This window comes from Gilliamella intestini (genome assembly GCF_900094935.1).
Lineage (GTDB): Bacteria > Pseudomonadota > Gammaproteobacteria > Enterobacterales > Orbaceae > Gilliamella > Gilliamella intestini.
On sequence record NZ_FMBA01000029.1, the window covers coordinates 1 to 13,457 of the forward strand.

The 13,457-nt window shown below is 34.2% G+C and carries 12 protein-coding genes; 1 reads left to right on the top strand and 11 read right to left on the bottom strand.

The annotated features are described in order from the left end of the window. Positions 1 to 140 precede the first annotated feature (140 nt). The 7 genes from GA0061080_RS08260 to accD form a co-directional block, all read right to left on the bottom strand. Positions 141 to 1,142 carry a hypothetical protein gene (locus tag GA0061080_RS08260; protein WP_091123951.1) on the bottom strand — a complete coding sequence of 334 codons (1,002 nt, stop codon included), beginning with the start codon at positions 1,140 to 1,142 and terminating at the stop codon, positions 141 to 143. A gap of 108 nt (positions 1,143 to 1,250) precedes the next feature. Beyond that, positions 1,251 to 3,944 (bottom strand): inverse autotransporter beta domain-containing protein, encoded by a 2,694-nt coding sequence (locus GA0061080_RS08265; RefSeq protein ID WP_091123955.1) that lies wholly within the window; start codon positions 3,942 to 3,944, stop codon positions 1,251 to 1,253. 414 nt (positions 3,945 to 4,358) lie between these two features. After that, complete coding sequence (purF, locus tag GA0061080_RS08270; protein WP_091123959.1) at positions 4,359 to 5,876, bottom strand: amidophosphoribosyltransferase; 1,518 nt, start codon at positions 5,874 to 5,876, stop codon at positions 4,359 to 4,361. A gap of 18 nt (positions 5,877 to 5,894) precedes the next feature. After that, on the bottom strand, positions 5,895 to 6,380 hold the full coding sequence (locus GA0061080_RS08275) for a CvpA family protein (protein WP_091123963.1): 486 nt from the start codon (positions 6,378 to 6,380) through the stop codon (positions 5,895 to 5,897). Between the two features lie 74 nt (positions 6,381 to 6,454). Next, positions 6,455 to 7,033, bottom strand: a complete 579-nt coding sequence (locus tag GA0061080_RS08280; RefSeq protein ID WP_091123967.1) for an SPOR domain-containing protein — start codon at positions 7,031 to 7,033, stop codon at positions 6,455 to 6,457. Next, positions 7,011 to 8,318, bottom strand: a complete 1,308-nt coding sequence (gene folC, locus GA0061080_RS08285) for a bifunctional tetrahydrofolate synthase/dihydrofolate synthase (RefSeq protein WP_091123969.1) — start codon at positions 8,316 to 8,318, stop codon at positions 7,011 to 7,013. The genes GA0061080_RS08280 and folC overlap by 23 nt, the downstream gene beginning before the upstream one ends. 6 nt (positions 8,319 to 8,324) lie before the next feature. Then, positions 8,325 to 9,215: an acetyl-CoA carboxylase, carboxyltransferase subunit beta gene (accD, locus tag GA0061080_RS08290; protein ID WP_091123972.1), complete on the bottom strand. Its 891-nt coding sequence runs from the start codon at positions 9,213 to 9,215 to the stop codon at positions 8,325 to 8,327. Between the two features lie 308 nt (positions 9,216 to 9,523). Between accD and tmaR the strand changes: the two genes are divergently transcribed. Further along, complete coding sequence (gene tmaR / locus GA0061080_RS08295; RefSeq protein ID WP_065637178.1) at positions 9,524 to 9,844, top strand: PTS system regulator TmaR; 321 nt, start codon at positions 9,524 to 9,526, stop codon at positions 9,842 to 9,844. Between the two features lie 59 nt (positions 9,845 to 9,903). On the opposite strand, the gene yciH is transcribed toward tmaR, so the two are convergent. Genes yciH through GA0061080_RS08315 form a run of 4 tightly spaced genes read right to left on the bottom strand, consistent with a single transcriptional unit; the run spans position 9,904 to position 13,453 of the window. Continuing rightward, on the bottom strand, positions 9,904 to 10,224 hold the full coding sequence (gene yciH / locus GA0061080_RS08300; protein ID WP_369332957.1) for a stress response translation initiation inhibitor YciH: 321 nt from the start codon (positions 10,222 to 10,224) through the stop codon (positions 9,904 to 9,906). 7 nt (positions 10,225 to 10,231) lie between these two features. After that, positions 10,232 to 10,936: an orotidine-5'-phosphate decarboxylase gene (pyrF, locus tag GA0061080_RS08305; protein ID WP_091123980.1), complete on the bottom strand. Its 705-nt coding sequence runs from the start codon at positions 10,934 to 10,936 to the stop codon at positions 10,232 to 10,234. 29 nt (positions 10,937 to 10,965) lie between these two features. Beyond that, positions 10,966 to 12,141, bottom strand: coding sequence for a GDSL-type esterase/lipase family protein (locus GA0061080_RS08310; RefSeq protein WP_167349208.1), 1,176 nt, complete (start codon positions 12,139 to 12,141; stop codon positions 10,966 to 10,968). Beyond that, a complete protein-coding gene (locus tag GA0061080_RS08315) occupies positions 12,134 to 13,453 on the bottom strand; it encodes an SGNH/GDSL hydrolase family protein (protein WP_091123987.1) in 1,320 nt (439 codons plus the stop codon). The genes GA0061080_RS08310 and GA0061080_RS08315 overlap by 8 nt, the downstream gene beginning before the upstream one ends. Positions 13,454 to 13,457: the final 4 nt, after the last annotated feature.

Genomic DNA, 13,457 nt, shown 5'->3' on the forward strand with positions numbered 1-13,457 from the left:
TTTTTTAGCATAGAAGAATTCCTCTTATAATGGACTCCTCTCTATTAGATCAAAGAACTCGCCAAAAAGCGAGTTCTTTGTCATCAATCTGAACCACTCCAAAGAGTGGTTTTATACACTGAATATAGCTAAATTTAACATTAAGGCTTAACAGTAGCTTTAACTTTAAGGCGATAACCTTGACCACCTGCTTTGTAGGCTGGGTCATACATGCTATTGCTATTGCCCAATGTGATTGTGTCGCCGTTACTTGGTAATGAAGTTGACAATGCATCTACGCCCTCATAACCAGTACCTGTACCTGGGTTTTGCTCATCAACATAGTCCAGGTTTACTAAAGTCCATGTAAATGTATAATTAGTAAATTTGTCTTCGCCAGAATCTATTGCAAAATCGTTATTAGCATCATTCCATACAATAGCCTTGAATTCATCTCCATATTTAGGAATTGTTGGGCTTCCTGGTTTCGCATAGTTGACCATTGTGTTGCCAACTTTTCTGAAAATACCAACTCTCATAGAGTCTGAATCAATAGGTCCAACGATAGGCTCTGGGGTATTACCTGGGCCATGATCGCCAGTTGGTGTCTGTTCGCTATCAGAGTGTTCAGGATCTGTAGAAGAAAAAATATCGCTTACTGCTAAATATTGGCCATGGTCAGGTAAACCAAATGAAGTTTTTTCTTGAATCGTATAACCAATTGTTTTAGCGCCTGCAAAGTCATTTGTTATTTTAAAAGAAAGGTGCCCTTGTGACGCAGTACTATCATCTTGCACCGAAACTGTCACTTCAGTAGGTTTTCCATCTTGCGCAATTTTATAAACTTTTAAAGTAGCTTTCATCGCCCCAGTAGTATCTGTATCACCATCATTATCCACTAAATCATAAGTTATGTGAATATAATCACCAACTTTAACTCTTTGACGATTATTATCTGATGAAATAGGTGTATTGCCATCCGCATCAGTTGTAACTTTAAGGGTCATGGTATGTTCATTCGCCCCGCTATTAGCTTTTATAAATGGTGCGTTACCCTTGATAACATTTACAGAACTTGCTTCTAATGCTGCAAACGCACTACTTGCTGCATAACCAGCTAAAAACAAACCTAATGCAACCTTTTTAATTGTAAGATTTTTCACGTTTAACTTCCTAATTTTTTTACAAACTAACGTTTTGTATTTTACATAAACACAACATCAAGTTGTGTATCCCTTTTAGATTACCGATACTAATCGGTAATCACCCCCTTATTTATTATAAACTGCAACTTGTAATTTAAATCCTTGATCCCCTGCACATGCAGGAACAGAAACTGACTGTGGAGTTAAATCCAAATGGCTTGGTGCATCTGCAACTGCTGCAATACTAGTGCCTGATGTTGCATAACTGTAGTTACCTGTCTTTTTACCTTTTATAGTATAGTGAGCATTCTCACCCATAGCGACGTTAAACCATGGCCCATTAGGATGATTTTTAGCATCATTTGGTAATGAAGTTACTGCACCATGGCAAGCCTCTGTATTTGAACCGACTAATGACCAAATCACAAATGGATTAGAAATTGGTGTGCCGTCTACAGAAAACGCCTTGACATAATATTCATTATCTACCCGCCATTCATTTGGACCGCCAGCCACAAATTGAAGTAAAGAGCCAGAACTTTGCGCAACTAATACTCCATTAGCATTCCAAACCTCGATATTACCTGCACTACCACCAACAAAATCAATTGATGCTTCATTAAATGATTTTCCTAAACCATATTTATCTAACGAGATTGAAAAATTAATCATCCCAGAAACATTTGAAGCAACATCAAGTACGTAACTGTCACCAATCATATCTAGACCTGCAGCAGTTGAAGCTTTTGAGGAAACGGTTTGTCCTTTAGCAACTTTTTCGAATGATCTCACAATAACGCAAGGCTGTTGCCCAGGGCATTGATTAACCGTACCTGAAGTACCATCTATTAATGGTATATTTCTACCATTACTTGTTGCTGTCCATAGCGCAGCAAAACCTTCAAATGTATCAGGTACACTATTCATTACCCCGCTATCACTAAAGCCGTCTACATCTTGAGCGGTGTTGATTGCACCATTATAAATCTTAGGTTTAACAAGGCTTGCTAATACCGTTATTCTACTCAAACCATCTGCTTGTTGTGTTGCCATTGTGGTTTTATTACCTGAAGCATCAACTGCCCATACCCCCACTTTACGCATAGCAGGATCTGGCAATACTTCAAAGCTAATTGCATTAGATTGAGCTGATTTACCACGCACATCTGTAATCGACACAGATAAAGAATATTTGCCATTTGTACTAACTGGATGACGTTGGCCATTTTGGTCTACATAACTAGGTGCAACAATTTTCCAATTATTTGTATCAACAGACGGGTTAAGCCACGATGACGCATTACAGATTCCAGCTGTTTCGCATAAAAAACCACCATTAGTATCAATTTCTAACATGTCACCTGACCATGTTAAGCTTGATAATTTTTTAGCGTTATGAACACTAATCGTTATTGGGTAAGCTTGTCCTTCAATTAACTGGGTTTGTTCAAGCCCTAAATCGACAGACATTTTTTTCTCTTTATATTCAAGAACGATATAGTTATTGCGGTCAACTAAATCATAACGGCTGCCTTTTAAAGAGCGCGCAGCTTGAACCATATCTGGATCTAACTGATCTTTTAATGGAATGCCTATACGATAGTTCATCGTTAATTCAGCTTTACTTGCCTTTTTATTATTTTGACCTACTTTATGCTCGCCTTTAATAGTGAAAAGTGGAACAGGTGTATAATCAATACCTACTGTAATGGCTTTCGGATTTCTTTGCAGATTGTCTTTACCAAATAAAGCAACTTTATCACCAAAGTATTGTTCATACATAAGTGAGCCACCTAAATGCGGGTATTGTGGTAAATAACCTTGGAATCGAATATCAAATCCTCTTGCTGCTCGTTCTAAATAATCATCAAAATCTTTAGAATCTTTCCAGTCAGATAATGGGTGGTAGTAGTTAGCTGCAAACTTCATATAATCAGTCCATGCTTCAGCACCAATACCTAAACGATTATGCGAACGTTGGAAATCATGATCAAGAAATACGTTATAACCAAGTAACCATTTTTTATCAGCAACATCCCAACGCTGGCCAATACCAAAGTTACCTATTCGGCGATTATGTTCATATTCTTGAAATGATATTTGACTAAATATTAATGTGTTTTCAGTATCATACCATGGGCTAAATAACTTCAAATTAACATTATTAAATTCGCCTTTATCAGTTATATCAAATTGCACCTGAGCTGTACCAAAACGACCTAAAAAGTCTTGCACAAGATTACGAGCCGGTTCAACAACTTGGTTTTTTACACTATCACGTACATAATTTTCTGCGTAATCTTTACCTCTATTTTTTAATTGCCCAGATAAACCACCATTATCTGACGAGGTTAATTGCTTCCAATCTTGACTAGCTAAAGTTTGCAATGTTAAAGCAACTTGGCTTGCAAGCGTATCTTTGTCTTTTTTTACATCATAGTTATCATCTGACCCTAACTGAGGCAAGTTAGCATGTTTATCGTTTTTGTCATCTTGTATTTTAATTACAGGTAATAAAGACGAGTTTTCAGGCAAGAGTATATGCTCACCAATGTCAACATAATCCTTTTCATCAAAACGCCCTGCATTGATTGTGCGTAATTCAGAAATAGAAATACCACTTAAAAGCGCAATTTGATAAAGACTACGCTGTTGGTTGTTAATCATTTCACGAACCTTTACGCCATCTTTTAAATCAATTACCTTATTACTAATTACCGTTTTTTGCGATACTTGAGATTCGGTAGCATAGGCCGATTGCAATCCTAACGTAGCAATTACAAATGTACAGATAATTGTTAAATTAAGATCCTTTTTCATCTTAATATTCCTTATATTTCACTAATAAAATGCATAACATAAAACTCATGACTAATATCAATTGATTTTTGTTTAATATCAACATGGCTATTTATTTTCAATATTTAATTTTCTTTAACATTCTTTACAAAGATTTTATTTTTTTGTGATTTTATTACAAATATGTAATATGTCAAAATAATTTATTCTTATTTTTTGATATTTTTTAAATTTTTGTATAATTTTTAATTTATTATAATGAGTTAATTGAATGACATTTCTGTTTTTGTTAATAAGTTAGGGAATATTATAGAAAATAAGCTATATGAAATTACTTTACATCAACAAAAAAGGCCTAAATTTGGTATTTTAGGCCTCTATGCATCTTTATTGTTCTTTACTTTACTTTTTTTATTTTTCTTTATTTATAGAGGGTTATTGACCTTCATTATAAATTTCTAAATTTTCTGACTCTTTAGATGTTCGCAATTTTTTGCTTTCACTTCTTTTTTGTTCTAGTGATAATAAATAGCTATCATCAATTCCCCCAGTAACATATATTCCATCAAAAACAGAACACTCCAAATGGTGAATATTGGAATTTTGTTCTGTGATTGAATCAATTAAATCAGATAAATCTTGAAAAATGAGCTTATCAGCACCTATAGCCTGGGCGATTTCGTCAACAGTTCGATTATAAGCAATAAGTTCACTAGCAACAGGCATATCAATACCATAAACATTTGGATGCCTAATTTCTGGCGCAGCTGACGCTAAATACACTTTTTTTGCACCAACTGAACGCACCATTTCCAGAATTTCTTTTGAAGTTGTACCTCTGACAATAGAATCATCGACTAAAAGTACATTTTTACCTTCAAATTCAATGCGATTAGCATTAAGCTTTCTTCTTACTGATAATCTGCGAGCGCTTTGTCCAGGCATGATAAATGTACGACCAACATAGCGATTTTTAACAAACCCTTGCCGATAAGGCTTATTTAAAATACGTGCAATTTCAAGAGCTGCATCACAAGATGTTTCAGGAATAGGGATGACTACATCAATATCAACATTCTGCCATTCTTTAGCTATTTTTTCTCCTAGCTTTTTGCCCATTTCAATACGTGATTGATAAACCGATACACCATTAATTAACGAATCGGGTCTTGCAAAATAAACATATTCAAAAATACATGGATAATATTTATAATTATCAGAGCATTGCTTAGAATGTAATTGCCCATCTTGAGTAATATAGATTGCTTCACCCGGTTCAACATCACGTATCAGCTCAAAATCAAGAATATCTAAGGCAACACTTTCAGATGCAACCATGTATTCAACTTTCTGGTTTTCAACTACTCGTTTACCTATTACCAATGGGCGAATTCCATAAGGATCTCGAAAAGCAACAAGGCCATGACCAATAATTATTGCAACACAAGCATATGCGCCTTTAATGATGCTATGAACATTATGTATTGCGCTAAAAATATTGTCAGCAGTCAATGGAAAAGTAGGAAACTTATCTAGTTCATTAGCAAAAATATTGAGTAAAACCTCTGAGTCAGAATTTGTATTAACATGACGTTTTGCAAGCTGAAACACTTTATTTCTAAGTTGATCAGTATTAGTTAAGTTTCCATTATGAGCAAGCGTAATGCCGTAAGGCGAATTGACATAAAAAGGTTGTGCTTCGGACGGGCTAGAACTTCCTGCGGTTGGGTACCTAACATGCCCTATCCCCAAATTGCCTTGCAACCGCTGCATATGGTGCTCTTGAAATACATCTTTTACTAAACCATTTGCCTTACGTAAACGAAAGCGATTTTGATTATCAATAGTTACAATACCTGCAGCATCTTGACCTCGATGTTGCAAAACCGTCAATGCATCATAAATAGATTGATTAACAGCACTACATCCTACAATACCAACAACACCACACATACTATGGTTACCTCAAATCTACTGACCTAAAAACGAAGAAGAATGTTGTATAAAATCAAAAAACCAACGGATAATAAAATGAAAATGCGGAATTAGCAAAGATTGAATCCAATACGGTGATTGAGATAACGGCGTAAAGGTATCAAGCAAAAAAAGAACTGCCGCAATAATTAAAATTCCTCGTAGCACACCAAAACAAGTGCCCAATACACGATCAATACCGGATAATCCTGTTTTTTGAATTAATTGACCAATAACATAAGTCATAACAGTACATACTAATAATGTAGCAACAAAAAGAATAACAATTGCTACTGCAATACGTATCATCTCACTATCAAAATAAGTTAAATAATCAGTTACATAGCTATAAAATTGGCTAGAAATAAAAAAAGCTAAAATCCAACTAATAAGCGATAATGCTTCACGTACAAAGCCTCGTATAAGACTAATTAATGCAGAAAACGCAATCACACCAATAATTGTAAAATCAACCCAATTCATCATAATAGCTCATAATTTTATATAAAAATATTTTATCTTAATTATCGTTTGTGACACGAAAAATAAAATAGCGATTAATTAGCAACAACAATACCTTTTAATTTTGTTAGGTTATTTAAGTCAATAAGCACTTGTTCTACTTGCTCTTTTTTAGCATAAGGACCAACCTGTAACTTGATTAATTGATTAGGATCTGGATTTTGAGGTAATGTTCTAACGCTATAATTATTTAACTTTAACAAAGCAACCAACTCTTCTATTTTTTGTCTATTTTTTAAAGCAGTAAGTTGGATCATATAAGATTTAGTCTCTTGTCCAGATGCAGCTGGCTTCATTATTGTATCAACATCATCAATAACATCAGGTAAAACTGATATACTTGTGTTTTCATTTGAATCAGGTACATAAGGAACTTCCGATACATTACTGGAAATATTATTATCATCAACATCATTAGGTGATATTACAGCTTGCCCTTGATGAGTGGCATCCTCTGGTTGGAATATGGGCGTTGTTGGTATTCGTGAATTTGGTTTATCGGTTATGATCCATGGTGCAATTACTGCGATAATAAGCAATAATGTAGCAAAACCGACAAGACGATTTCTTACTTTATTTTGATTTATTGAATTAATTTGTTGTTTGCCCATCATGATTAATTCCACTTAAATGCTGAGTTTCAGCTAAAACATCAGATACCGTATGAAATGAACCACATATCACGATAATATCGTCCTTATTAGCATCTTGCATTGCTTGCCGATAAGCTTTAGAAACCGTATCAAATGCTGATACATTAAGTTCACCTTTATTTAATAAGTGTTGTTTTAACACTTCAGCGCTACAACCTCGTTCACCATAAAGTGAAGCACAATACCATTTATCACTTTTTAAGATGGCTAAGGTACTTTTAATATCTTTATCTTTAAGCATACCAACAACAAATCTAACTTTACCTATATGTAAATATTCTGCCTTTAGCTTTTCTAATTGTTGTGTTAAATAGGCTGCTGCATGTGGGTTATGTGCTACATCAAGAATAACTAGTGGTGAAGTATTAACGATTTGAAAACGCCCTATTAAATTAGACTTTTTTAATCCGTTAACTATTTGCTGTTGTGTTATTTTAATTGATGAATAACTTAATGCAGCAACTGCGGTTGCTGCATTAGCTAAAGGAACATGGGCAATAGGTAGGTTTTTATACTGTTTTTTAGGCGATTGAAATACCCATGAATTGTTATTAACTTGTTGATAATGCCAATTACAATTTACCGAATAGATCGGACAATTAACTAATTTTGCCACATTTAAAATGGATCCAGGCATATTGGGTTCACCTACAACAGCAATACTTTTAGATTTAAATATACCTGCTTTTTCTCGCCCGATACTTTCACGGGTATCACCTAAATAATCAACATGATCAATACCAATAGTTGTAATGATTGCCACATCAGCATCAACAATATTGGTTGCATCTAGCCGTCCACCAAGACCGACTTCTAATATAACTACATCTAATTTTGCTTGTCTGAATTGATAAAGCGCGGCAAGCGTTGCATATTCAAAATAAGTAAGTGATATATCAGCTCTAGCTTTTTCTATTTCTACAAAGGCTTTTACGGTTTCTTGTTCGCTTGACTCTTGGTTATTAATTCGTACTCGCTCAGTAAAACGGAGTAAATGCGGGGAGCTATAAACACCAACTCGTAAACCTGCCTCAAGCAATATCATTTCAAGCATTCGGCAAGTAGTTCCTTTGCCATTGGTGCCAGCAACAGTAAAAATATAAGGCGCTGGTTGCAATAAATTAAGACGTTGAGCAACTGCTGTTACTCGCTCTAAACCTAAATCGATAGTTGTCGGGTGTAGTTGCTCTAAATAACAAAGCCATGTCTTTAGATCTGACATGGCATTCGGTTGATTGTTTAGCATACTCAATTAAGCTGTCTCGTTAAGGGTTGCTTCATTAAACGGATCAGGTAGTTTCATTAATTTTGTTATTAAGCTGGCAATTTTAGAACGCATATTTTTGCGATGAATAATCATATCAATTGCGCCTTTTTCAAGTAAAAATTCACTACGCTGAAAACCTTCTGGTAATGTTTCACGAACAGTTTGCTGAATCACTCGAGGACCTGCAAAACCAATTAGTGCTTTAGGTTCAGCAATATTAATATCACCTAACATTGCCAGACTTGCCGATACACCTCCCATTGTAGGGTCGGTCATGACTGAAATATATGGTAAACCTTCATCTTGCATTTTAGCAAGAATAGCACTCGTTTTTGCCATTTGCATTAATGAAAATAACGCTTCTTGCATTCGTGCGCCACCACTTGTTGAAAAACAAATTAAAGGACATTTATCCTCAATGGCTTGCTCTGCGGCGCGAGTAAATAATGCACCAACAACAGAAGACATTGAACCACCAATGAAGGCAAATTCAAAACAAGCAACAACAACTGGTACGCCTAGCAATGTACCTTTCATGACAACCATTGCTTCTTTTTCGTGAGTTTCTTTTTGAGCTGCTGTTAAACGATCTTTATATTTTTTAGTATCTTTAAATTTTAAGATATCTTTAGGCATAAGATCTGCACCAATTTCGACATCCGAACCCTCATCTAAAAAACGATATAAACGAACACGGGCAGGGATATGCATGTGGTGATCACATTTTGGACAAACCTCTAAATTAAGATCAAGTTCGGCTTGATAAATGACTTGATCACAATTAGTACATTTTGTCCAAACACCACCAGGAATATTCGCCTTTTTATGATCTGACGATATATTATTTTTACTAAGAATTTTTTCAATCCAGCTCATTATGATTCTCTCATTCTGGCACTCTTTACAAATTTGGAGCTATTGTACAATACTTTGAATCAATTCTTAATAGTTGTTTTTATTTTTATCTTATTTTGTAAATCAACTTTGCAAAAATCTATAATACTTAAATAAAAAATTTCAAGTAAAGGGCTGTGTTTAAAATCCAATTTTAAACAGTTAACACAAAATACCAGATACGAGAAATATCATCTATGTTTAAAAATATAATTAATATGACCTAAAAAAATTATTAGTATATAATTGGTAAAAGTTTATTTTCCATTTTTTAAGATAAGGGGTTATAGATGGACAAGGAAAAAGCAAGCGCATCATCATTTCAAGATGTATTAGAATATATTCGTCTATCACGTCGTTTAAATAAATTAAAGCGTGAAATATCAGACAACGAGAAAAAAATTCGTGATAACCAAAAACGCGTACTTTTACTTGAAAACTTAAGTGAATATATTAAACCAGATATGACTTATGAAGAACTTCAAGCCATTATTGCTAATATGAAAAGTGATTATGATGATCGTGTTGATGATTATATTATCAAAAACGCCGAAATCTCTAAAGAACGCCGTGAAATTAGCAAAAAAATGCGTAGTTATCGATCTAGTTAAAATCTATTGTATTATAAATAGCGTCTATTTTATTAAGGACGCTATTTTTATGAATAATATTATCCGCCAGCTAGTTTTACTTTAAATCCTTTACTTTCTAGCAACGATTTTAATAACTCACGTTTATCCCCCTGAATTTCAATAGCACCATCTTTAACCGCTCCACCACAACCACAACGTTTTTTTAATTCGGTAGCTAGATGTAATAATTGAGCATCATTCATATCAAATCCCGTAATAACACAAACGCCTTTACCTTTACGACCTGACGTTTGTCGTTGGATTCGAATAATTCCATCCCCTTTAGGGCGTGGTACCACTGATTCACTAGGTTTTATGCGACCTTTATCGGTTGAATAGACAAGTAAATTTTCTGACATCATGTCTTTAACGCTTACTTGGTTCAAGTGTTGCTAAAATTGTTTGTAGCGCTTTAGCGGGATCTTCTGCTTGAGTTACTGGGCGTCCAATAACTAAATAATCAGAGCCTGCAGCTTGAGCTCGTTGAGGAGTCATAATTCGACGCTGATCATCTGGATTAGTACCAGCAGGTCTAATGCCTGGTGTCACTAATTTAAAATCACTGCCTAACCGTATTTTAAAACTTTGTACTTCTTTAGCTGAACAAACCACTCCATCAAGCCCACAGTTTTTAGCTAGTATTGCTAATCTAGTGGCTTGTTCTAAGGGCGATACATTAATACCAATTTCTTGAAGATCTGTTGATTCCATGCTAGTTAATACAGTTACTGCAATTAAAATTGGCGCATCTTTACCATATGAATAAAGCGCATCTTTAGCTGCTGTCATCATTCGCGAACCACCACTAGCATGTACATTGGTCATCCAAACACCCAGATCGGCTGTAGCTGCAATTGCTTTTGCAACGGTATTAGGTATATCATGGAATTTAAGATCTAAAAAGACATCAAATCCTTTTTGCATAATCTGCTTGATAAAACCAGGGCCAGCATGTGTAAAAAGCTCTTTACCGATTTTAAGTCGACAATCTTTAGGATCGACTCGATCAATAAAATTCCATGCTAATTTAAGATCCGCAAAATCAACTGCAACAATAATTGGTGATACCATGACTTATGTATTCCTTTTAATCAAAAGTTTTAGCTATTTTTTCTAATAAATTCGTTCAAATCAGCATAAAAAATACGAGCACTTTCTCTATAACCTTTTATGGTTTGATGAACTAAATCTGGACGGGCAAGCCCTTGTTGTTGCCACTGTTTAATTGAAAACTTACCCCCCATCGCTACTTGCCAATCCCAAAATAGGGTTTTTTCAGATTTAGCGACTTGTTTTTGAATATTCATTATTTTTGCAAAAGATTTGGGTATATCATTTCCATTTACCATAGTGTCTGGAGGCGTCATTATTAAAATGGTAGCATTAGGTAATGTTTTGCGAATCAGTCTGATATTATTCACTAAGTTTTTTTTATATTGACTAGCGTCTAATGTTTCATCAAAACTTTCATTTGTTCCATATTCAAGAATGACAAGATCACTTTGCGATAAGGCTAGTTCTTTAAACCAATTTTTCCCCCATTTCTGCCAAATTGTCTGTTTAGCACCATTAGTGGCAATCGATGAAACAATAACGCCTGATTGTTTATAGCGAGTTAACCAAATTCCTCCTAGCTCTATATCTTTTTGACTTTTTATTACAAAAGGCATTTTCGACACAATCGAAGCTGTTTGCCAAACATTTGGAGTTGATTTGTAATTAAAACTAATTTTTTTATCACTGTTATCATAAATTGCGAGCGAACTTGAGTTATTTTTAAGTGTTTTAAAAGTTAACGTAACTTGCCAATATTTACTATTAGATGTCCTTGGAATAATTTGGATAGTGGCCAAATCTTTACTTGGTTTAGCAATGAAGCCACCCATAGGAAAATCTAAATTACTTAAAGTCCGGCTACTTAATACATCCCAGTTTTTAGTTCGCCATGTAACAGCGGCATGGTTTTGCCCTTTTATTGCTACAGGTGTTACCCAACCAATGCCTGCATTACCGTATTTTTGTTGCATTAATGTTCTAAATTCGCCAGTAAAAAAATCAGCTGCAGAATGCGAATCGCCAAATTGAGTAATATTAATCACTTGATTAGCCTTTTTTTTATCCGCTAATGATTTTAAACGTGTTGCAAATTGTTTTGCATTAGGATCACCAAAATCAACTATCGCTGATGCAGTAGTAGTTTTACTTTCAGCTACATTACATCCAACAGTAATTGTTATTACTATTATGACTGCAATATATTTTAAAAATTTAATCACTATGGGTATCCTCTAATTCTTTATAAATTATTTGCTCCATAATGGCCTTTGCCAAAATCTTCTGGCCAATTGGTGTAAAATGAATCCCATCATCAACCCTTACTTTAATTTTTGCTTTATCACTTTTTGTAAAATTGCTAAATTTTTCGTAGGTACAACCCAATAATTCGTTTGTTGATAAAAAATGTTGTTGGACTTTTTCTATTTCAGATTCATATAAATTATTTAAGTAAACCATTCCATCGTTTAATTTTGATTTACGCATACAAGGGGCTGCAAGCCAAAGCACTTGAACCTCATGTTCTATAGCACTATTTAAAATAGATTCAATACGCAAACGATAGTGTTCTTCCCACAATGCAGATTTAAATTTAGCGTATTTAGCATAGCCTTTAATAGGAAAATCCCAAGGATCATTAGCGCCAATAAAAATAACAAGTAGTTTAATTGAAGGGTCAGCAATTAAATTTTCATTAATTGTTTTTGGCCAATTAAAAGCATTTGGATAAGCAAGCCCTGTGCTCTGTTTGCTTAAATCAAGGCTTTCTATTTTATATTGCTTGAAAAGCATTTTTTTAACATATGGGGCTACACCTTGCATTAAAGAATCACCAGCAAATAACACTTTATCATTACTTGTTAATATAATAGGTAGTAGCTCATGGGGTTGCTCAGTATCCTCTTGTATTTTTTTAGGATCATCTTGTAATATTAACTCAGTTTTGGACTTATTATAATTAGTAGGTTCAGAATGTGGTTTAAGATCAGAGGTTATTTCGCCACTTTCTATATTTACCCTTTGAGTGATTTGTAATTCGGAACCTGTTACTACTTCTATTTTTTTATTTGGTTTTATCTCTTCAGTTTCAGTTACTACTGAGTTAGATGTTATCTTTTCAGTAACGGGTAGTGCAACATCAATTGGTTGTGCCAATGAAGATAGTATTTGTACATTTACATCTTCTTGAGTATCTTGCTCATATTTTTTGCTTTCTTCAAGTTCTTGTATTGAAAGTTCTTCTACTGCAAGTGTGTTACTATTAAACAAATCAGTATGATATGCTTGCTCGCAATAAACCAATATTGACTTGTAATATATCGCTATTAATGTAGTGGCAGTAACAAAAAATATTACAAATATATAACGAGTGGATAAAGGAGCATTAGCAATGAAATGAGCTCTTTTTGTTTTCTTTTTTTTCGGGGGCTCTTTTTTAATCGTATTTTTATTGAATTCTTTATAGCGTTGCTGTTTCAAATTCAATTTATTTTTTTTATGATTTTTTGACAACGTTTTGTTAGATATCATCATATTA

Bases quoted from the DNA above. Each gene is read 5' to 3' on its own strand.
- tmaR (WP_065637178.1), top strand. From the start codon at position 9,524: ATGGACAAGGAAAAAGCAAGCGCATCATCATTTCAAGATGTATTAGAA.
- GA0061080_RS08275 (WP_091123963.1), bottom strand. From the start codon at position 6,380: ATGAATTGGGTTGATTTTACAATTATTGGTGTGATTGCGTTTTCTGCA.
- yciH (WP_369332957.1), bottom strand. From the start codon at position 10,224: ATGTCAGAAAATTTACTTGTCTATTCAACCGATAAAGGTCGCATAAAA.
- GA0061080_RS08265 (WP_091123955.1), bottom strand. From the start codon at position 3,944: ATGAAAAAGGATCTTAATTTAACAATTATCTGTACATTTGTAATTGCT.
- folC (WP_091123969.1), bottom strand. From the start codon at position 8,318: ATGCTAAACAATCAACCGAATGCCATGTCAGATCTAAAGACATGGCTT.
- accD (WP_091123972.1), bottom strand. From the start codon at position 9,215: ATGAGCTGGATTGAAAAAATTCTTAGTAAAAATAATATATCGTCAGAT.
- pyrF (WP_091123980.1), bottom strand. From the start codon at position 10,936: ATGGTATCACCAATTATTGTTGCAGTTGATTTTGCGGATCTTAAATTA.
- GA0061080_RS08280 (WP_091123967.1), bottom strand. From the start codon at position 7,033: ATGATGGGCAAACAACAAATTAATTCAATAAATCAAAATAAAGTAAGA.
- purF (WP_091123959.1), bottom strand. From the start codon at position 5,876: ATGTGTGGTGTTGTTGGTATTGTAGGATGTAGTGCTGTTAATCAATCT.
- GA0061080_RS08315 (WP_091123987.1), bottom strand. From the start codon at position 13,453: ATGATGATATCTAACAAAACGTTGTCAAAAAATCATAAAAAAAATAAA.